A 21000-nucleotide genomic window follows, 5' to 3' on the forward strand; every position below is an offset into this window, starting at 1 on the left:
CATGACCTCCGGCCTATATCGACGTATCGTGCGCTCCCTCAATCTCGACGAATAACAGGGGAGTGTGTCGATGCGCCGACCGGCAGCAAACAGGGTCGTGGGTGGATTACTGGTGTGCGTGATGACCTGGGCATCCATTGCACCGGCGCAGGATGCGCCTGCATCCGCGGCCACGGTGCAGGCTCCTCCCGTGCCACCGCCGGTGCCCGTCGAGATTCCCTTTGCCTCGCGCGACGCCGCCGGGGTGACAGCCCCCAGCTCGCCGGATGCCTGGGGTGGTCCGCGCCATGAAGGGCAGGAGCACCTGTCAGACCGTGTCGTGTCCTACCGCATCCAGGCCACGCTCGATCCCGTGCGGCACCGTGTGGATGGCCGCGAACAACTGACCTGGCGCAATCGTAGCGATCGTCCCGTGTCGGCCGTGTTCCTGCACCTGTATCTCAATGCGTTCGAAAGCGAGGGCAGCACTTTTTTCACCGAGCGACGGACGCTGTCGCCGGGCCATGCGCGTGGCGCGGGCGAGGTGGGCAAGGGCGAATGGGGATATATCGACCTGTCATCGGTAGAACAGGACGGCGCGACACTGAAGTGGCGTCACGTGCATCCGGACGGCGGCCCCCAGACCGACCACACGGTGGTTCGCGTCGATCTGGCGCAGCCCGTGGCACCCGGCGCCTCTGTCACGCTGGGCATGACCTTCCAGTCGCAGTTGCCGCGGGTGATCGAGCGCACGGGCTACGTGGGCGATTTTCACCTGGTGGCCCAGTGGTTCCCCAAGATCGGCGTGCTTGAACTACCGGGCGAGCGCGGGGCGACCGAACCCCGCTGGAATGTCCACGAGTTTCATTTCAACAGCGAGTTCTACGCGGACTTCGGCGACTACGACGTGCAGATCACGTTGCCGAAGGATTACGTCGTGGCAGCCGTGGGCGAACAGCAGGGGGCGCCGGTCGTCGAAGGCGGCCAGGCCACGTGGCGCTTCACGCAGGGCGACGTGCACGATTTCGCCTGGATGGCAGCGCGGGATTTCCTTACGCGCGAGACGACATGGCAGGGGCCGGGCAGTCCGCCGGTGGCCGTGAAGGTGGTCTATCCGCGCGAATACGAGGCCGTGGCCGGGCCCATCCTGAAAGCCAGCACCGATTCGCTCACCTACTTCTCGCGCACGCTCGGGCCATACCCCTATCGCACGGTGACGGCGGTGGTGCCGCCCTTCCATGGGGGAGAGGCCGGTGGCATGGAATATCCCACCTTCTACACGGTGGACAACGCACTGCGCGTGGTGCCCGGCACGCTTGCCCAGATACTGATCGACTTCACCACCATCCATGAATTCGGCCATGGCTATTTCTACGGCCTGCTGGCCTCGAACGAATTCGAGGAGCCGATGCTGGACGAGGGACTCAACGAATTCTGGGATGACCGGATGCTGAGCGAGCGCAGGCAGGGCGTGCATATGACGACGCCGTTCTTGCGTTTCTTTGGCATCGATCCGGAGTTCGGTGCCTTCGTGTTCGAGCGCATGACGGCATCCCTGGCGGCAGCAGCCGATCCGCTGGGGCAGAATTCGTGGAACCGTCTTTCAAACGCCGAGTACGGCACCGTGTATTCACGCACGGCCACGGCCATGCACGATCTTGAACAGCGACTTGGCAGCGAGGTGATGGGCAAGGCGTTCCACGCTTATTACGAACGCTGGAAGTTCCGCCATCCATCCATCGCCGATTTCCGCCAGAGTCTGGTCGAAGCCTCGGGCAGGCAGGACATCGTGGACGAGGTGTTCTCGCGTTACGTGCACGGCGTGGCCTATGTCGACGACCGGGTGAGCGACATCACCAGCACCGAGGTGTTGCCGTTGGCCGGCCTGTCGATACGGGATGGCAAGCGCGTCGAACTGTCGTCGGACGACAACGACGAGGCCATCGAAAAGCAGCGCAACGCATGGCATCGTGCGCACCCTGACGCGGCGGAAGGCACCGGTCCGTTCCCCTGGCGAACGACAGTGACGGTATGGCGCGATGGAGAGGCCGTGCCGCAAGTGCTGAAGGTGACCTTTGCGGATGGCGCGACGGAAACGGTGAACTGGAACGATGGTCGTCGCTGGGCGCGCTTCGATTTCACGCATGGTGCGAAGGCCGTATCCGCTGAACTCGATCCCGAGCGCCGTATCTATCTGGATACCAACAAGCTCAACGACAGCCGCACCGTGGAGGCCGACCATTCGGCGTCCACACGCTGGAGCTCGGATATCGCGGCCGTGCTCCAGGGCTTTTATGCATGGATGGGAACCCTATGAACACACGTGCTCCCCGGTCGGCCCTGGCCAGCCTTGGCAAGGGCGCCTTCCAGGCACTGCAAGGACAGCTCATCGTGTTGTGGGTGCTGATCACGCTCGTGCCGACCCTCGTCGTGACCCTGCCCCTGTGGAAGACGCTGGATGGCCTGCTTGCGCATTCCGTGCATGCGCCTGCCTGGGCGCGCCGTTTCGATGGACTCATGTTCAGCGATGTGGCCGACGCCCTGCGTGGCAATGCCTGGATAAGCGCGGGTTTTGTGGTCGGCGCGGTGCTGACCCTGCTTGTTTCCCCCTTCCTCACGGGCATGGTGGTGGCGTCGGGGCGTGCGGGCAGGTCGCTGGGCTTCGGCGCATTGCTCCAGGGTGGCGCAACGGAGTATGGGCGGCAGCTCAGGCTGATGTTGCTCGCGCTGCTGCCCTATGGATTGTTTGTCCTCGCCGCCATGGGTATTTCTTCCGTCGTGGACGACGGTGTCGATGCGGCCACGCTGGAAACGAAGGCACGCGGGTATCAATACGGCGGCATGGCGTTGACCGCGCTGTGCTTCGCCATCGTGCAGACGGTCGTGGAATCGGCACGCGCCCAGTTCATTGCCGATGTAGGCCTGCGCTCGGCGTTTCGAGCCATGGGGCGGGGGGTGATGCTGTTCCTGCGCCGGCCGCTGGCCTGCGTGTTGATCTGGATGGCGATCACGGCCATCGGCGCCGCCGGTTCGCTGGTGATCGCCGTCTGGCGTGGTCACACGAGCGCCGTGGGCACCGGTGTGGTGTCTGCGTTTCTTATCGTGCAACTCGGCGTTGCCATCGTGGCGTGGATGCGCTCGGCACGTCTGCTGGCGCTCGCGGGCCTGGTGGCCACGAACCCTGCCCATCGTCGCCGGCGCACGGATTTCGCGCCGGCGCTGTAGGCGATATGCGAATCAGCCCGCCGCGCGGCGGGCTTCGCGGTGGGGCGGGTAATACGCAAACAGGTGGGTCGCGCCGCCCAGGAAGTCGATGTTGTCGATGTGCTCGCCGCCGAGGCGTTCCGCGACGTGATCGGAGGCTTCATTGCCGATGCGGACCAGGCTGATCACACGCTGGGCGTGCATCTGCTTCCAGGCGAAGTCGAGGATCGCGGTGCCCGCTTCGGTGGCGTAGCCGTGGTGGCGGTGCTCGGGCTTCAGCATCCAGCCCAGCTCCAGGTCGGGCCAGCCCTCGGGCTTCATGAGGCCGGCGCGGCCGATGAACTCGCCGGTGGCCTTCAGCTCGATCGCCCACATGCCACAGCCGCGCAGGGCCCAGTGACCCAGCAGCATGGCCATGGAGCGCCACGCGTTCATGCGGTCCAGGGGCTGGCCGTCGCCGATCCAGCGAGTGCTTTCGGCGTCGGCGAGCATGCTCGCGTAGTCGTCGAAATGGCTCTCGGTAAGGGCTGTGAGCCGCAGGCGCGGCGTTTCCAGGACAGGGATGTTGCTGATTGCCATCGAAGTGACCAAGGGTTTCAACCGATCAGGGAAGCCAGCGCGCGGGTACTCAGCGCGAGGCTCTCCTGCCAGGACAAGCCGGTTATTTTCTCACCAGTTTCCGCATCGGCAAAGTCCTCATTCTGCCCCGGTGCGAGCAGGTGCCGATAATCCACTGTAATTTCAGTGCCTTGCGGAAGGTCCTTGGCAGCAAAGATGAAGCCCAGATGCCAGATTCCCGTCGGCTGGAAGCTATGATTTACGTAGCATTCGTCCGGCCAGTCGGGAGAAATCGTGTAGCGGTCGCCGAACCAGCGGGCTGCGGCGTGCAGCTGGCCGGACAGCTCGGGGGACGACTGGATCTCGGCCCAGCCGTAGGTGCGATCGATGGCATCCGGCGCCGTGACCACGCTGCCCGCGGCCACGAATTCGTCGATAAACAAGCCCTTGCCGGCGCCAGGAATACCAGACGCGGCGATGCGATAACGCGGCAGGATCATTGGATCATCAGGCCCCTGTTGCCGTTTCGGCTGGCGGTTGGCTTCCGTCCCGGCTTGGGGCGCGAGTGTAGCGCTTTCGGACCGGGGCGGAAGGGGGTGACCCTTCCGCCCGCCGTCTCACTCGCCGTCGGCGTGACGAGGCTTCGCCGCGGCCTTCTTCTTTGCCGGTTTGTCGTCGCCAAGGAGGATGGCGTCGCGGTTGCGGTCTACCAGCGAGGCGCCGATGCCCTTGACGTCGGCGAGCTGGTCGGCGGATTCGAAGGCGCCGTTGGCCTCGCGCCACGCCACGATGGCGTTGGCCTTGGCAAGACCCACGCCATCGAGCGAATGGGCGAGGGTAGAGGCATCGGCCGTGTTGATGTTGACCGGCGTGGATGCGAAAGCGGGCATGGCAGCCAGCAGGGCGGCGAGTGCGAGGATGTGTCGGGACATGCGGTTCTCCTGTGCGATACGCGTCGGACGACGCGACGTCGAACTCTGCGCCTGCACCGTCATGCGCCGAACCGGCGCATGACGCCGTTTCGCGTCGTTGCATCGCTGGCGTGCTTTCCGGGCGCGGCTGTCGGGCGGCAGGGTGAACCGTCGGCGCTGCTACAATCGCGCTTTGCCCAACGAGTCCTTTCCCCATGGATACCTCACGCATCACTTCCTTCGTCAGCGGCCTCTGGGACGCGGAAATCGTCCCGCAACTGGTCGAGTACATCCGCATTCCCAACAAGTCGCCGATGTTCGACAAGGACTGGCGCGAACATGGCTACATGGACCAGGCGGTGAAGCTCATGTCCACCTGGGCGAACTCCAAGCTGGGTGCGTTGGCCGGTGCCACGCTCGAAGTGGTGCAGCTCGAAGGCCGCACGCCGCTGATCTACATCGATGTGCCGGCGCAGGGTCTCAACGGCGACAAGGGCACCGACGAAACCGTGGTGCTGTACGGCCACCTCGACAAGCAGCCGGAGATGACGGGCTGGGCCGATGACCTCGGCCCGTGGAAGCCGGTGATCAAGGGCGACAAGCTTTACGGCCGTGGCGGCGCCGACGATGGCTACGCCATCTTCGGTTCGCTCGCCGCACTGCTGGCACTGCGCGACCAGGGCGTGCCGCACGCCCGTTGCGTGATCCTCATCGAGGCCTGCGAGGAATCCGGCAGCTACGACCTGCCGTACTACGTCGATCACCTGGCCGATCGCATCGGCAATCCGGCCCTTGTCGTGTGCCTGGATTCCGGTTGCGGCAATTACGACCAGCTGTGGCTCACCACCTCGCTGCGCGGCATGACCGGCGGCAACCTCACCGTGCAGGTGCTGGAAGAGGGTGTGCACTCGGGCGATGCCTCGGGCGTGGTGCCGTCGAGCTTCCGCGTGATGCGTGACCTGCTCAGCCGCCTGGAAGACGAGGACACCGGCAAGATCCTCCCGAAGGAGCTCTACGTCGAGATCCCGTCGCAGCGCGTGGAGCAGGCCCGCAAGTCGGCCGAGGTGCTTGGCACGGCCATCTACGACAAGTTCCCGTTCGTCGAGGGCATGAAGCCGGCCGCTGACGACCTGACCGAGCTGGTGCTCAACCGCACCTGGCGTCCGCAGCTGTCGGTCACCGGCATCGGTGGCATGCCGCCGCTCGACAGCGCGGGCAACGTGCTGCGCCCGAAGACCTCGGTGAAGCTCAGCCTGCGCGTGCCGCCGACGCTCAACGGTGCCGAGGCCGGCCAGTTCCTCAAGCAGCTGCTTGAGAAAGACCCGCCGTACGGTGCGAAGGTGAGCTTCGACCTCGAAAAGGACGGCAGCGGCTGGAACGCGCCGCAACTGTCGCCGTGGCTTGAAGAGACCGTGGCCCAGGCCTCGCAGGATTACTTCGGCCAGCCCGCCGCGTATATGGGTGAGGGCGGCAGCATCCCGTTCATGGGCATGCTGGGCGAGAAGTTCCCGAAGGCACAGTTCCTCATCACCGGCGTGCTGGGCCCGCATTCCAACGCGCACGGTCCGAACGAGTTCCTGCATATCCCGACAGGCAAGCGCGTGAGCATGGTGGTGGCCAGCGTGGTCGCCCGCCACTTCCAGGAAGCGTCGCGCGCATGAGCGCCGACCTGTCCACGCTCGCCGGCCGCCTCGCGGCCGTGCGGGCGCGGATCGACACGGCCTGCCGCGAGGCAGGCCGCGATCCGGCGGAGGTCACCCTGCTGCCCGTCAGCAAGACCTTCGGTGCCGACGTCGTCCGTGAAGCCGTCGCCCTGGGCGAACGCCGCTTCGGCGAGAACAAGGTGCAGGAGATCCAGGCCAAGGCGGTCGAGCTGGCCGCCGAGTCGCTGGACTGGGTGGTGATCGGCCACCTGCAGACGAACAAGGCCAAGGCTGTCGCGAAGGTGGCGGCCGAGGTGCAGTCGCTGGACCGCCTCGACCTGGCCGTGGCGCTGGACAAGGCCTTGCAGGCCCAGGGGCGCGCTATCGATGTCCTGGTGCAGCTGAAGACCTCTGCCGAGGAGAGCAAGTACGGCTTGCCTCCGGAGGCCTTGCCGGCCTTCCTGGGAGAGCTGAAGGCGTTCTCCTCGCTACGCGTGCGCGGCCTCATGACCCTGGCCGAGGCTTCGGACGACGGGGCCGTGGTTCGTCGCTGCTTTGCCCACCTGCGCCACTGGCGCGACCGGGCACGCGATGCCGGGCATGAGCTGTCCCGGCTGTCGATGGGCATGAGCGGCGATTTTGCCCTGGCCATTGCCGAGGGCAGTACCGAAGTGCGCATCGGCAGTGCGATCTTCGGTGCCCGCGATTATCCCGCGTCATAACAGGGATTTATTCCATTCGTTAAGGCCCCGCCCGACGGGCGGCGCTGGCGCTTTACGCGTCCTTTATGCAAGTGTCTAAATCTGTTCAGAATTCACGTTTGTGACGGTGGTTTCTTGCGATTTCTCTGAATATTTCCTAGGAATGGCACTTTTTAACTTTATGCCAACAACAAGGGCGATGCGGTTTGATAACTTCACCGCTCGTTCACGGTCGTCCACCTTCACGGCGGCTTAACTTGACGATGAATAGGGCCTTCTCGCTCATGCATTTAAAGCGACTGACCACTCTCGCGTTAGCCACCTGCTGCTTCGCCGCTACTCCTGCGTTCGCCGATACGGTGGCCGCACCGAAAGGTCTCGACCAGTCCGCATCACTCTTGCTGACCGACCTGCCGGTCTTCGCCCCGGCAACGTCCCTGGCCCAGTCCACCATTCCGGACGTGGCCGCGCTCACCGCTCCCAAGGCTCCGCTGCTCGCCAAGGCTCCCGTCGCTGCCGACGATGAGAACGGCGACGATGAAGACGACAGCCTGGTCGCCGCCGCCACCGACAAGCTTGCCGGCCACGTCGATGGCCACGCCCGCGAGGCGCTGCTCGCCCTCGCCATGAAGCTCCGCGATATCCGTTACCACCGCGGCGGTCGCGCCCCGGCCACCGGTTTCGATTGCAGCGGTTTCGTCCGCTACGTGTTCCTGCACAGCATCGGCCTCGATCTGCCGACCAACTCGGCCAGCCAGTTCCTGGCGGGTCTCAAGGTCAAGCGCACCGACATGAAGGCCGGCGACCTGGTGTTCTTCCGCACCCGTGGCAAGGCCATCTCCCACGTGGGCATCTACATCGACAACGGTCAGTTCATCCATTCTCCGTCGGCCGGCAAGACCGTCCGCGTCGACAGCCTGAACGAGGCCTACTGGGCCAAGCATTTCGTGGGCGCCAAGCGTCCCGAAGGCATCTCCAAGATCTGACGGGTACCCTTCAACGTATATTTCCGAAACGGCGTGCTTCGGCATGCCGTTTTTTTTGGCCCCTCGATCCGCGAACTCCCTGTAGGAGCGCGCCTTGCGCGCTACCGGTGAATGCGACGACGCACATGCCTTGCGCAGATGGGGACCGGGGCAAGGATGGTCGCGCGCAAGGCGCGCTCCTACAGGGGGTGATGCGCGGGTATGCTTGGCCGATGCCTGCTCGTCCTCCCCGTCCTGTGCGCCCCTCGCGGCCCACCCGCGCACCGTCTACACCCGTCTTCGGCCTTGCCCGGGTTCTCTCCAAGCGCGGCATCTGTTCGCGCAGCCAGGGCGAACGCCTTGCCAGGGAGGGGCGGGTCCGCGTGGATGGGCGCGTGATCCGTGACCCGGAGTTTCCCATCGCGGGTCATGAGCGGATCGAGGTGGACGGCGAAGGCGCGCAGTCGGCGGCGCCGGTCTATATCGTGATGAACAAGCCACGCGGGCTGGTGGTCACGGCGGCCGACGAGCGCGGCCGGGATACGGTGTATTCATTGCTGGAAGGCGCCGGCCTGCCGTGGCTGGGCGCGGTAGGCCGGCTCGACAAGGCCAGCGAAGGCCTGCTGCTGATGTCGAACGACACGGTATGGGCCGCGGGCATCACGGACCCGGCGACTCATGTGCCCAAAACCTATCACGTCCAGGTATCCGGCCAGCCTGACGAAGCCACCGTGGCGGCGATGCTGGAAGGGGTGGTGGATGAAGGGGAGGCCTTGCGGGCAGGAAGCGCCTCGGTGCTTCGGCGTGGCGAGAAAACCGCCTGGCTGGAAGTGACCCTCGATGAAGGCCGCAACCGCCATATCCGCCGCCTGATGGCAGCCCTGGGCTTCGAGGTGCAGCGTCTGTTCCGTGTGGCAATCGGCGACCTGGCCCTGGGCGAACTGGGCAAGGGTCAATGGCGCCACCTGACCCCCGAAGAAATCCAGACCCTCCGCCGCCGCCCGTAGGAGCGCGCCCGTGCGCGCGCAACCAACGACAACCTCACCCCTGTAGGAGCGCGCCTTGCGCGCGACCCCAACCAACGACAACCTCACCCCTCTGTAGGAGCGCGCCTTGCGCGCGACCGGCTATCGCGAAACCCGGTCGCGCGCAAGGCGCGCTCCTACAAGGTGATGGTCAGGCCTTCAGGATGCCCAGCTTCTTACCTACCTTGGTAAACGCCGCAATGGCCTTGTCGAGATGCTCGCGGGTGTGCGCTGCGCTCATCTGCGTGCGGATGCGGGCCTTGCCCTGGGGCACCACCGGAAAGAAGAACCCCGTGACATAGATACCTTCGTCAAGCAGCTCAGCAGCCATCTGCTGCGCCTGCTTGGCGTCGTAGATCATCACCGGAACGATCGGATGCTGGCCCGGGCGGATGTCGAAACCGGCTTCGGTCATCTTTTCGCGGAAATAGCGGGTGTTTTCCTTCACTTTCTCGCGCAGTTCGCCAGCGGCGGCCAGCATGTCGAACACCTTGGTGCCGGCAGCCACGACGTGCGGGGGCAGCGAGTTGGAGAACAGGTAAGGACGCGAGCGCTGGCGCAGCATCTCGATCACTTCCTTGCGGCCGGTGGTGAAGCCACCGAGCGCGCCGCCAAGGGCCTTGCCCAGGGTGCCGGTGATGATGTCGATCTGGTCGAGCACGCCATGTACTTCAGCCGAGCCGCGACCGGTATCACCGAGGAAGCCGGTGCAATGGCATTCGTCGATGTGGACGAGCGCGTTGTACTTCTTCGCCAAGGCGACGATCTCGGCCAGCGGCGCGATGAAGCCATCCATGGAGAACGCACCGTCGGTGGTGATCAGCTTGGTGCGGGCGCCGGCAGCATCGGCGGCCTGGAGCTGGGCTTCGAGGTCGGCCATGTCGCAGTTGGCGTAGCGGAAGCGCTTGGCCTTGCACAGGCGGATGCCGTCGATGATGGAGGCGTGGTTGAGGGCGTCGGAGATGACGGCATCCTCTTCGCCCAGCAGCGGCTCGAACAGGCCGCCGTTGGCATCGAAGCAGGCGGCGTAGAGGATGGTGTCCTCCTTGCCGAAGAAGTCGGCGATCTTCTTTTCCAGTTCTTTGTGAAGGTCCTGCGTGCCGCAGATGAAGCGCACGCTGGCCATGCCGAAGCCGTGGGTATCGAGTGCGTCCTTCGCTGCCTGGATCACGTCGGCGTGATCGGCCAGGCCCAGGTAGTTGTTGGCGCAGAAGTTGAGGACCTTGCGACCGCCCTCCAGTTCGATCTGGGCGGACTGGGGCGAGACGATGATGCGCTCGCTCTTGAACAGGCCCTGTTCACGGATGGATTCGAGTTCGCTGGCGAAACGCGTCTGGCCGGGGTAGGTCATGGTGCTGGGTCCGGGAGGGGGTGGAAGACTCCCGATTGTGAGGCCTTTGCGCGCCCGGGAAAACCTTCGCGCGCGCATGGACGGTCTCAGTGCAGGCCGAAATCCACCCGGGTGGTCTTGCCGGCGTCGTCGATGCCCTTGGCATCGGTCTTGGGCGCCACGACGAAGACGCGCTTGTCGTCGACCTTGCCTTGCAGCCACTGGCGGACGGCGTTGGCCCGGCGCTCGGCGAGATGGCGCAGGGCGTCGGCATCCACCGGCATGTTCGTTTCCATCAGCGTGCGCATTTCCTCCGGCGGCTGCGACTTGGTCAGGCCGATGAAGTTTTTCGGCTTGGGGAACGAGGCATGCCGGTAGGCGCGTTCGAGATATTTCGCCTGTTCGTCGGCGGTGGGCGGCGTGGTGTCGTCGCCCTTGTCCTTCACCTGCTCGTCGTGGACGAGGTTATCGACCATGACCTTGCGCAGGCCCGTTTCGTCCTTTGCAGGATCGACGCGGCCGACGATATCCAGGCTGATCGAGGGTTTCTGGCTGAGCACCTTCACGATGTCGGCGAGCTTGGCCTGGCCGGCGGCATCCAGCACGTCGGAACCCGGAGCGAATTCCACGTAACCCAGGTCTTCCCGGCCGCCGCCGATGGAAGCGAGCAACCGGAACGGCGAAGTGACCGCCTTCACGATGAGGTTGCCTATGGCGCGCCAGACCAGCCCGCTCAGGCTGAACTGCGGATCGTCGAGTGAACCGCTGACGGGAATGCGGACATCGATATGGCCCTGGGTGTCTTTCAGCAGGGCAACGGCGAGCTTGACCGGCAGATGGCTGATGCCCGGGCCTTCGATGCGGTCGCCGAAAGTGAGCTGGTCGATGAAGATGTGGTTTTCAGCCGTGAGCTTGCGCTCGTTGAGCAGATAGTGGACATCGACGTTGAGGCGACCCTTGGTGATCGGGTAGCCGGCGTACTTGCCGGAGTAGGGCGACAGGTTGGCGAGCTGGATGCCTTCGGCCTTCGCGGTGATGTCGAGGAAGGCCACGGGTGTCAGCGGATTGATCGTGCCGCCGATATCCACGGGCGCGTTGCCGTCGAGCTGGCCTTGCAGGGTGATATCGGCGGGCGTCGTGGCCGTGTCGGTGCCGAAGCCGCCGATCTTGCCGGTGAGATCGGTGACGTCGGCGGTGTAGTTCGGCTTGATGAAGTTGTCGGTGTAGTTGAGGTTGCCCTTGGTCAGGCTGATGCGGCCGATGTGGACATCGGCAGGCGGCGCCTGCACGGCCGGGGTTTCTTCTTTCGGCACGGCAGGTGCGGGCGTGGCCTGCGCCTGTGTCACCGACACGGCACCCTGGGTTTCCGGATGGGCCACGACATCCTGGAGGTTCAGGCGACCGTTCGCGTTGACGATGACACGTGCATAGAAATCGTCCAGCGCGAGGCCGCCGATGGCGACATGGGGTACGTCGTCGCCGAAGCGCAACGTCATGCCCGATGCATTGAGCGAGGACCAGCGCAGGAAGTCGTCGTCGGTAACCTTGTCGAGCACGCGCACCCGGCCCAGCGTGGCATTGCCTCGGTAGGCAAGCAGGGGTGACTGGGTGCCGCGATCGGTGTACCGCACTTGTCCGTCGAGACTCAGCAATCCGCTGCCCACGCGCACGTTCAGGGGCACGGTTACCAGCGACTGGAGCGGTGCAACATCAAGGCGCGTGGTGGTGATGCGCAGGTCTGCATCCAGCGGCTGCGGTTTCACGTCACCGCTGACGCTGAAATCGCCTTTGCCCAGGGCACCCTTGAGGTCGAGCTTGACGGTCTTGCGCATGTCGTCGGACAGGCCGTCGATGCCAAAGGCTTTGGCTTGCAACGTCACGCCGTCGCGCCTGCCGGAGGCGCGCGCGTCGTGCAGGACCACGGTGCCGTCACTGAGCCCGACATGGGCGATGCTCCAGCGCCAGGCGGAACCATTGGCTGTCGGTGCACGCGCCGCAGGCCTGGCGGGCGGCGGCATGATGCCGGCGATATCCAGGTTGCCGTTGGCCAGGCGTTTCAGGTCGAGCGTGAGTCCGTCGAGCAATAGCTGATCGACGCGCGCCTCACTGGTGGCCAGATCGACCAGCGCTATCTTTGCGGTCAGTGATTTCCAGGCTACGGGCGACGCGCTGCCGTTGTGGGGAACCAGCTTGAATCCGTCGAGGGAGGCGTCCGCCCTGGTGATGCGGATGGCAACGGCATCGTGCCAGTCGAAGTTCAGTTCACCCCTGGCGCTTACGGAGCCACCGGTGATGTCGGCGGCGAGCAGCGGTGGCGTCAGCGGCATGAGCGCCGCCAGCGACACGTTTTTCAGATCCAGCGAGCCAGCATAGCGTTGGGCGGCAAGATCGAGCTTGCCCTGGGTGGCGATGGCGCCACCTGCGAGCCGTGCCTTGACGTCGAGCTGGGCTTCCGGCGCCTTGACCGTGCTGAAACTGCGCAGCGTGCCCTGCAACTGGTCGAGGACCAGGTGGGCGGGCGAGGGGGCGGCGAGGTCCGCGTATTCGATACGCGCATCGTCGAGAGTGAGCGTATCGATCCTGACATCCGTGGGCTTCGCGTCCGGAGTGGGCGGCGAGGGCGGCCCCGTCAGTGCGTCGAAGTTGCTCTTGCCGCCGGGCAGGCGGGCGTAACGAAGCGAAAACCCATGCAGTGCAACCTGTCCGAGGCGGTAGCGCGACGTCAACGGTTCGAGGGCGGTGAGGCCCAGCTCACCATGGCCGAGCCCCAGCAGGGCGGAGCCGTCCTTGCCAGTCACGCGCAGGTCATCGACGACGAGGCGGCCATCGACGACGATGCGCGGCTGGGTATTCGTCATCTGGAAGTGCACGCCCACGCGACCGGACAGCTTGCCGCCGGGCACGGCGACCGGAAGGTCTACGGGCACGAAGCCGAGGTAGCGCGGCAGTTCGAGGCGATCCAGCCGCAGGTCGAGCACGGACTCACGGCTATCGGCGAAGGGCTTGGTCTGTCCTTGCAGACGCAACGGACTGCCGTCCACGCTCATCGTGAGCAAGGGCTGCACGTAGATGTCGGCGTCGCTGGGCAGGTTGGCGATGAAGGGCACGCCCAGCTCGATGGCGTCGAGCTTGTGGGTGGCATCGAGCACGCGGTCGTCGAAGTCCACGCGGCCGCCATGCACGGCGATGTTGGACAGGGCGAAACGTGCCGGATCGGAGGGCCTGGCATCTGCCGGCGTGGCAAAGCGCTCGACGATGTCCGTGAAGTTGAAGCGCTGCGGCGCGCTGCGCTGGATATGGACGTAGGGCTGGTCGAGCGTCAGCGAATCCAGGATCGGTGCCAGCCGGAACACAGAACTCCAGGAGGCATTGGCGGTGAGCTTGCCGATATCCACGAAGGACGTCTTTGCGTCCTTCTCGCTGATATGCAGGCGTTCGACGGTGAGCCTCAGGGTGAACGGATTGAGGCTCACCCGCTCCACGGTCACCGGACGATCAATGGCAGCGCCAAGGCGGCTGGCCAGTTGCGAGCGAATAAGAGGGGGCGCGGCAAAGAAGCCGAGCAGGCCGAAAACGACCAGCGCAATCACAACGCCAAGAGCGATGCGCCGGGTTCGGCGCGAGCGATAGACACCCAGGGCAGCATCGCGCCCTTTCCGCCAGTGGATGGTCCGTTTCCTGGGTGTGTCCATGGTGAAGCCCCTCGTGTCCGTGGCCCCTGGCGGCAGTGTAATCCCTGCCAGGGCTGAAAAGAGGGGGCGATAGTAAACAGCCCCGCTGAAGCGGGGCTGTAAGCCGCGACTCAGGAAGCCGCGGCGGGGGAGGGATTACGCCCTCAGGTCCAGGAGCAGACCACCTTGCCGCAATGGCCGGCGTCCATCAGGTCGAAACCCTTCTGGAAGTCGTCGATGGCGATCTGATGGGTGAGCACCTTCTGAAGCGGGAAGCCGGTGAGCACCATCTGGGTCATCTTGTACCAGGTCTCATACATCTTGCGGCCGTAGATGCCCTGCAGGGTGAGGCCCTTGAAGATGACCTTGTCCCAGTCGATGCCGGCGCCGCGCGGCATGATGCCGAGCATGGCGATCTTGCCGCCGTGGTACATGCACTCGAGCATGTCGTTGAAGGCGCGCGGGTTGCCGCTCATTTCCAGGCCAACGTCGAAGCCTTCGATGTGCAGATCCTTCACGACGTCCTTCAGCGACTGGTTGGCCACGTTGACCACGCGGGTGGCGCCCATGTCGGCAGCCAGCTTCAGGCGGTAATCGTTGACGTCGGTGATCACCACGTTGCGGGCGCCCACGTGCTTGGCGATGCCGGCAGCGATGATGCCGATGGGACCGGCGCCGGTGATGAGCACGTCTTCGCCGATCAGGTCGAATTCGAGGGCGCAGTGCGCGGCGTTGCCGTAGGGGTCGAAGAACGCAGCCAGCTCCGAAGGGATCTGGTCGGGGATCGGCCACAGGTTGGAGGCCGGCATGGTCATGTATTCGGCGAAGGCGCCGTTGCGGTTCACGCCGATGCCCACGGTGTTCGGGCACAGGTGCTGGCGGCCGGCGCGGCAGTTGCGGCAGTGGCCGCACACGATGTGGCCTTCGGCGGAGACGCGGTCGCCCACCTTGTAGCCGGTGACGCCCGGGCCCATCTCGACGACGCGGCCGACGAACTCGTGGCCGATGGTGAGGCCCGGCTTGATGGTGCGCTGGGACCACTCGTCCCATTTGTAGATGTGCAGGTCGGTGCCGCAGATCGCGGTTTTCTCGAGCTTGATCAGCACCTCGTTCGGGCCGACCTGCGGTACCGGCACTTCTTCCATCCAGATGCCCGGTTCGGCCTTGCGCTTTACCAGCGCCTTCATCGTCTGCTGCATGGTCGTTCGTATTCCGTGGGAGGGAGGGTCCGCGACGCGAACCAAACCGGCATTATAGGCGTGCCGGAAGCGCCTATCTTGTGCGCTGCGCCATTGCCAGCGAACGCCCACCCCTCTATGGTCGCAAGGATTTGCGAACCAGACAGGGGTCCCCTACACGATGCGAATCCGCACGATGATACTCAGCGCCGCGATGGCACTTGCCCTCGATGCCAAGGCCGACGAAGGCATGTGGATGCCGTCGCAGCTGCCCAGCATTGCGAAGAACCTCAAGGAAGCCGGCTTCCGCGGCGATGCCCGTGATCTGGCCGACCTGACCCGCGCACCGCTCAATGCCGTGGTGCGCGTCGGCGGTGGTACTGGCTCCTTCGTGTCCGACGATGGCCTGGTGGTCACCAATCACCACGTGGCTTTCGGCGTGATCCAGTACAACTCGCGCCCCGACCGCGACCTCATCACCAACGGCTACGTCGCCGCCGACCGGGCGGCCGAGCTGCCGGCCAACCCGGACTATCGCCTGCGCGTCACCGTCGGCTTCGACAAGGTGACCGAGCGCATCCTCGCCAACGCGAAGGGCAAGAGCGGTCGCGCGTACTACGATGCCGTGGACGCCGCCAGCAAGGCCCTCGTGGCCGAGTGCGAGAAGGAAGAGGGCGTCCGTTGCAGCGTGGCCAACATGTTCTACGGCCGCGACTTCTACCTCGTGAAGCAACTCGAACTGCGCGACCTGCGCCTCGTGTACGCACCGCCGCGCGCCATCGGCAACTACGGCGACGAGATCGACAACTTCGTGTGGCCGCGCCATGCCGGCGACTTCACCATCCTGCGTGCCTATGTCGGCGCCGATGGCAAGCCGGCCGACTACTCGCCGGACAACAAGCCCTACCATCCGCCGTCGCACCTGAAGCTCGCCACCGAAGGCGTGGCAGAGGGCGATTTCGTGATGCTGGCCGGTTACCCGGGCATCACCTACCGTCATCGCACGGCCGCCGAATTCGCCGACCAGGTGCAGTGGCGCCTGCCGACCACGGTCGCGGTGATGAAGGAACTGCAGGACATCATCGAAGCCCAGGGCAAGACCGACAAGGAAGCCGGCATCCGCTACGCCTCGCAGCTGCAGTCGCTGAAGAACGGCATCAAGCGATTCAGCGGCGAGCTGGAAGGCCTGGAACGCAGCGACGCCGTCACCACGCGTCGCGAGGACGAAACCGCGATGCTGGCCTGGCTGGCCACGCGCCCCGAAGCGAAGACGCTCAAGCCACAGATCGACCAGGTCATGACGCTGATCGCCCAGGGCAAGGACACGCGCGAGCGCGACCTGCTGCTGGCGGTGCTCAACACCCAGACCCAGCTGCTGCGCGGCGCACTTGCGATAGACCGCCTGTCCGTGGAGCGGCCGAAGGCCGATGCCGATCGCGAATCCGGCTACCAGAAGCGCGACGAGGAACTGATCCAGAGCCAGCTGAAGCAGATCCAGCGCCGTTACGATCCGCGCGTGGAGAAGGCCTTCGTCACGGCCCTGATGACGCGATACCAGAAGCTGCCCGCCTCGCAGCATCTCGCCGAGGTCGACAAGGTCTTCGGTCGTACGCCGGATGAACTGGCGAAGGCACTCGATGCCATCTATGCCGGCACGAAGTTCAGCGACGAAGCCGAGCGCCTGCGTCTGTTTGGCGCATCGCCGGCCGAAATCGAAAAGAGCAACGATCCGCTGTTGGTGGCCGCACGCACGCTGCGCCCTGCCTTGCTGCGCACGGATGAAGAGCGCAAGAGCCGTGACGGCGACCTGCTGCGCCTGCGCCCGGCCTACATGGAAGCGCTCATCGGTTACCGCGAAAAGCAGGGCCGGGCCGTGTATCCGGATGCCAACTCCACGCTGCGCGTGAGCTACGGCAAGGTCACGCCGCTGATCGCCCGCGATGCCGTGGCCTACGCGCCGCTCACCACCGTGAAGGGCATCGTCGAGAAGAACACCGGCAAGGCACCGTTCGATGCGCCGAAGCCGCTGCTCGACGCCATCCGCAAGGGCGACTTCGCTGGCTATGCCGACCCGAAGACGGGCGACATGCCGGTGGACTTCCTCAGCAACCTCGACACCACGGGCGGCAACTCGGGCTCGCCGGTGCTGAACGCGAAGGGCGAGCTGGTGGGCCTCAACTTCGACAGCAACTGGGAAGCCGTCAGCGCCAGCTGGATGTACGACCCACGCTACAAGCGGGCCATCCACGTGGACATGCGCTACATGCGCTGGCTGATGGACAAGGTGTACCCGTCGCCGGCCCTGCTGCGTGAGCTGGGTGTTCCCGGCAAGTGATGCCGCAGCATGACCTCCGGCACATCCGTGCCGGAGGTCGCTGCGCCACTGTTACTGTGTAACGGCATGCCCAGGGGCAGAGCCGTTGTCGTTCCTCCAGGAGAATCCTCAATGCGTCGACTCGCACTGGCCACCGCCCTCGCGGCGGGCCTCGTCCCCGCCGCCCATGCCGTCGAAGGCATGTGGCAGCCCGCCCAGCTCCCCAAGATTGCCGGCACGCTCAAGCAGCACGGCCTGAAGCTCGATCCCTCGACGCTCACCGATCTCACCGCCTACCCGATGGGTGCCATCGTCAGCCTCGGCGGCTGCACGGCCTCCTTCGTGTCGCCGGACGGCCTGGTGGTGACCAACCACCATTGCGGCTACGGCGCGCTTCAGTACAACTCCACCAAGGAAAAGAACCTCATCGAGCAGGGCTTCCTCGCGAAGAATTTCGCGGAAGAGCTGCCGGGTTCGCCGGACATGCGCGTGTTCGTCACCGAGGAAATCCGTGACGTCACCAAGGAAGTGAACGCCAAGGTCACGCCGCAGCTGAGCGGCAAGCAGCGCTACGAAGCCATCGACCTGGCCAAGAAAGAGCTGGTGAAAGGCTGCGAGACCGACGGCTACCGCTGCGACGTCTACACCTTCCATGGTGGCTACAGCTACCAGCTGATCAAGCAGATGGAAATCAAGGACGTGCGCCTGGTCTACGCGCCGCCGGAATCCATCGGCAAGTTCGGCGGCGACGTCGACAACTGGATGTGGCCGCGCCACACCGGCGATTTCAGCTACCTGCGCGCCTACGTGTCGAAGGACGGCAAGTCCGCCACGTATTCCAAGGACAACGTGCCGTATCATCCGAAGCACGTCATCAAGGTGAACCCGGAAGGCCTGGAGAACGGCGACTACGTGATGGTCGTGGGTTATCCCGGTCGCACCAACCGCTACCGCCTCGCGCAGGAAGTGAAGAGCTCCATCGACTGGGTGTATCCGACCCAGATCCAGCTCTACAAGGAGCAGCTCAACACCATCGCCGAGAACGGCAAGGCCAATCCGGACGTGACGGTGAAGTACGCCAGCATGGTCGCCGGCCTCAACAACTACCTGAAGAACTTCGGCGGCCAGCTCGAAGGCCTGCGTCGTGCCGACGCGGTGGCCGTGAAGCAGAAGCAGGAAGCCGATCTGGACGCCTGGCTGAAGAAGCAGGGCGGCGCCGAGAACCAGGCGCTGATCAAGGACATCGCCGAGCTGAAGTCCAAGCTCACCACCTACCAGGGCACCCGTGAGCGCGACGCCGATCTGTCGCTCATCTCGCGCACCCAGCTGTTCTCCAGCGGCGTGCGGCTGGCCAAGCTGGCGCAGCAGCGCACCAAGCCGGATATGCAGCGCGAGGCCGGTTACCAGCAGCGCGACGAAGTGCGCATCGAAGGCGCGCTCAAGCAGATGGAGCGTCGCTACGACGCCAAGACCGACCAGGACCTGCTCACCAACGCCCTGGTGCGCTACGTCACCCTGCCGAAGGACCAGCGCCTGCCGGGCCTCGACAACTGGCTGGGCAGCGCCAATACCCGTCCGGCGATCCAGGCCAAGGTGGCCGACCTCTACAAGGGCAGCAAGCTGGGCGATACCGCCGAGCGCCTGAAGTGGTTCAAGGCCGACGACAAGGCCATCGCCGCCAGCGACGACAGCATGCTGAAGCTCGCCAACGCTCTGTTGCCTGACCTGAAGAAGATCGAAGACCAGCAGGACGCCCAGGAAGGCGAACTGGCCCGTCTGCGCCCGCGCTACATGCAGGCGATCATTGCGTGGAAGGAATCGCAGGGCCTGCCGGTCTACCCGGACGCCAACAGCTCGCTGCGCGTCACCTTCGGCAACGTGCAGGGCGTAGCTCCGCGTGATGGCGTGAGCTACTCGCCGTTCACCACGGTGGAAGGCATCGTCGAAAAGGACACCGGCGAAGAGCCGTTCAACGCACCGAGGGCCGAGACCGACGCCATCAAGGCGAAGGCGTTCGACTCGTACGCCTCGAAGAAGCAGGGCACGCTGCCCGTCGACTTCCTGGCCGACCTCGACATCACGGGCGGTAACTCCGGTTCACCGGCGCTGGATGCCGAAGGCCACCTCGTGGGCCTCGCCTTCGACGGCAACTGGGAATCGGTGAGCGGCGACTGGCTGTTCAACCCGAAGCTCAACCGTTCGATCCAGGTGGATGTGCGGTATATGTTGTGGGTGATGCACCACCTCGATCACGCCGATAACCTGTTGAAGGAAATGGGCGTGCCGGCTAAGTGAGATGGCGGGCAGGGTGCGAGTATCGCACCCTGTTCCCGGGCAAAAAAAACCGCCGGGTTGTCGGCGGTTTTTTTATGGCCAATGAGGCGATGGCATTGTCAGAAGATGAGCCCCATGAGCTTTACGAAGCCAACCGCAGCAGCAAACAGGCCGGCTGTGGCAACGAATGGATACCAGCGGGCTTCAGCGTTGATCTTCGCCGTTTCGGCCATCAGCTTTCCGATTTCGGCTCGGATTTTCTCTCGCTCGTCGCGGGTCATGGTCTGGGCGTCGGTCATCGGTTTTGTCCAAGCCTATCACTATCGAAGCGGCGAGTTGCCGGGAGTTGCTGCCTGCGAAGCAGCACTATCGCCACGATAGTGGCCGACTATTGCCGTGTCTTTCGGCCAATGGCTCGTGTGTCCGTAAGAGGCGTTAATCACGTCATTCGGCCAAAGCCGACAAAACGCAAAGTTCAGGCTGTCAGATGCTGTATCCGATGGCGCCGACGTACACGAGTTCGAATCCTTCATACGTCACTGAACGAGGCTGGGCTATCTGTTCGGTGTTGATGAAAAGCAATGCGTTTGCATCATCCAGTCCCTTCGAGCGAGCGGCTTCGCACAGGGCCGCAGACCATTCCGAGGCATAGGAATGCGGCGCGAAGAATTCCTCAAGTGATGCCCCGGGAGAACGCTCGCCGGTCTCCATGAAGTCGTGATCGCAGAATCGCTCACCCTGCGATGCGTAGAAGGCGGAGATGGGCTCGTCGTCGTCCCGGTCGTAGTGCTCGGCAAGAAATTCGTTGAATCGTGCCGTATCCGTTACGCGGCCAAGATAGAAGTGGGACGTTTCCCGGGTGCGCATGCGAATCCCCGTCGCGATGATGCTGCATCGCCATCATCCATTTCATCCACAGCCCGTGTGGATAGTCGCTGCATAACATTGTGGATAACCCTCTCCGGGCCTTGTGCGGCAACGGCTCGGGTTGGTGTGGTCAATGTGTCGCCAGCAGGGCGCCACGGATGACTCTGCGATTAGAGCAACTTCACGATGATCGCCGCGGCAACGCCCAGGGCGCTTACGACGATCGCTCCGAAGGCGACCGCTGGGTAGTACTTCTGCTCGGCCTGGATCTTTGAGGTTTCAGCGCTGATCTTCATGGTTTCTGCCATGAGCTTGCTGATGTTGGCGCTGATCTGAAGACGGTCGATGTCGCTCATGGTTCTGGCCTCGGCCATGGGTGC

17 protein-coding genes are annotated in these 21000 nt (G+C 64.6%); 8 read left to right on the forward strand and 9 right to left on the reverse strand.

The window, feature by feature from the left end; all coding sequences use genetic code 11:
- Positions 1-70: 70 nt before the first annotated feature.
- Both HBF25_RS14440 and HBF25_RS14445 read left to right on the forward strand, forming a co-directional pair.
- Positions 71-2296 carry a M1 family metallopeptidase gene (locus HBF25_RS14440; protein ID WP_243853236.1) on the forward strand — a complete coding sequence of 742 codons (2226 nt, stop codon included), beginning with the start codon at positions 71-73 and terminating at the stop codon, positions 2294-2296.
- The gene (locus HBF25_RS14445) at positions 2293-3204 is read left to right on the forward strand and encodes a hypothetical protein (RefSeq protein ID WP_166949565.1); all 912 of its coding nucleotides are present in this window, start codon (positions 2293-2295) and stop codon (positions 3202-3204) included. Before HBF25_RS14440 ends, HBF25_RS14445 begins: the two co-directional genes overlap by 4 nt.
- A gap of 12 nt (positions 3205-3216) precedes the next feature.
- Here HBF25_RS14445 and HBF25_RS14450 read toward each other — a convergent pair whose 3' ends face one another.
- The 3 genes from HBF25_RS14450 to HBF25_RS14460 form a co-directional block, all read right to left on the reverse strand.
- Positions 3217-3762: a GNAT family N-acetyltransferase gene (locus HBF25_RS14450; RefSeq protein WP_208392585.1), complete on the reverse strand. Its 546-nt coding sequence runs from the start codon at positions 3760-3762 to the stop codon at positions 3217-3219.
- A gap of 17 nt (positions 3763-3779) precedes the next feature.
- Positions 3780-4241, reverse strand: coding sequence for an SET domain-containing protein-lysine N-methyltransferase (locus HBF25_RS14455; RefSeq protein WP_166949567.1), 462 nt, complete (start codon positions 4239-4241; stop codon positions 3780-3782).
- 117 nt (positions 4242-4358) lie between these two features.
- Complete coding sequence (locus HBF25_RS14460; protein ID WP_166949569.1) at positions 4359-4673, reverse strand: ComEA family DNA-binding protein; 315 nt, start codon at positions 4671-4673, stop codon at positions 4359-4361.
- A 194-nt stretch (positions 4674-4867) separates the two neighbouring features.
- Between HBF25_RS14460 and HBF25_RS14465 the strand changes: the two genes are divergently transcribed.
- From HBF25_RS14465 to HBF25_RS14480, 4 genes are all read left to right on the forward strand, one after another.
- Positions 4868-6313: a M20 family metallopeptidase gene (locus HBF25_RS14465; protein WP_166949571.1), complete on the forward strand. Its 1446-nt coding sequence runs from the start codon at positions 4868-4870 to the stop codon at positions 6311-6313.
- Positions 6310-7017, forward strand: coding sequence for a YggS family pyridoxal phosphate-dependent enzyme (locus HBF25_RS14470; protein ID WP_166949573.1), 708 nt, complete (start codon positions 6310-6312; stop codon positions 7015-7017). The genes HBF25_RS14465 and HBF25_RS14470 overlap by 4 nt, the downstream gene beginning before the upstream one ends.
- A 263-nt stretch (positions 7018-7280) precedes the next feature.
- The gene (locus tag HBF25_RS14475) at positions 7281-7982 is read left to right on the forward strand and encodes a C40 family peptidase (protein WP_166949575.1); all 702 of its coding nucleotides are present in this window, start codon (positions 7281-7283) and stop codon (positions 7980-7982) included.
- Between the two features lie 212 nt (positions 7983-8194).
- On the forward strand, positions 8195-8968 hold the full coding sequence (locus HBF25_RS14480; protein WP_166949577.1) for a pseudouridine synthase: 774 nt from the start codon (positions 8195-8197) through the stop codon (positions 8966-8968).
- Between the two features lie 169 nt (positions 8969-9137).
- Here the strand turns inward: HBF25_RS14480 and kbl are convergent, their stop codons facing one another.
- The 3 genes from kbl to tdh all read right to left on the reverse strand — a co-directional run bounded on the left by kbl (position 9138) and on the right by tdh (position 15186).
- Positions 9138-10337, reverse strand: a complete 1200-nt coding sequence (gene kbl / locus HBF25_RS14485) for a glycine C-acetyltransferase (RefSeq protein ID WP_166949579.1) — start codon at positions 10335-10337, stop codon at positions 9138-9140.
- Positions 10338-10423: 86 nt separating this feature from the next.
- On the reverse strand, positions 10424-14008 hold the full coding sequence (locus tag HBF25_RS14490) for a DUF748 domain-containing protein (protein ID WP_166949581.1): 3585 nt from the start codon (positions 14006-14008) through the stop codon (positions 10424-10426).
- Between the two features lie 143 nt (positions 14009-14151).
- Positions 14152-15186: an L-threonine 3-dehydrogenase gene (gene tdh / locus HBF25_RS14495; protein WP_208392586.1), complete on the reverse strand. Its 1035-nt coding sequence runs from the start codon at positions 15184-15186 to the stop codon at positions 14152-14154.
- A 160-nt stretch (positions 15187-15346) separates the two neighbouring features.
- On the opposite strand from tdh, the gene HBF25_RS14500 reads away from it, so the two are divergent.
- Together HBF25_RS14500 and HBF25_RS14505 are read left to right on the forward strand one after the other, a co-directional pair.
- Positions 15347-17500 (forward strand): S46 family peptidase, encoded by a 2154-nt coding sequence (locus tag HBF25_RS14500; RefSeq protein ID WP_243853237.1) that lies wholly within the window; start codon positions 15347-15349, stop codon positions 17498-17500.
- A gap of 111 nt (positions 17501-17611) precedes the next feature.
- The gene (locus tag HBF25_RS14505; protein ID WP_166949583.1) at positions 17612-19774 is read left to right on the forward strand and encodes a S46 family peptidase; all 2163 of its coding nucleotides are present in this window, start codon (positions 17612-17614) and stop codon (positions 19772-19774) included.
- A 98-nt stretch (positions 19775-19872) separates the two neighbouring features.
- Here HBF25_RS14505 and HBF25_RS14510 read toward each other — a convergent pair whose 3' ends face one another.
- The 3 genes from HBF25_RS14510 to HBF25_RS14520 all read right to left on the reverse strand — a co-directional run bounded on the left by HBF25_RS14510 (position 19873) and on the right by HBF25_RS14520 (position 20994).
- Positions 19873-20052 (reverse strand): hypothetical protein, encoded by a 180-nt coding sequence (locus HBF25_RS14510; protein ID WP_166949253.1) that lies wholly within the window; start codon positions 20050-20052, stop codon positions 19873-19875.
- Positions 20053-20236: 184 nt separating this feature from the next.
- On the reverse strand, positions 20237-20620 hold the full coding sequence (locus HBF25_RS14515) for an immunity 22 family protein (RefSeq protein WP_166949585.1): 384 nt from the start codon (positions 20618-20620) through the stop codon (positions 20237-20239).
- A gap of 170 nt (positions 20621-20790) precedes the next feature.
- On the reverse strand, positions 20791-20994 hold the full coding sequence (locus tag HBF25_RS14520) for a hypothetical protein (protein WP_208392587.1): 204 nt from the start codon (positions 20992-20994) through the stop codon (positions 20791-20793).
- Positions 20995-21000: the final 6 nt, after the last annotated feature.

The organism is Luteibacter anthropi (genome assembly GCF_011759365.1).
Classification (GTDB): Bacteria; Pseudomonadota; Gammaproteobacteria; order Xanthomonadales; family Rhodanobacteraceae; genus Luteibacter; species Luteibacter anthropi.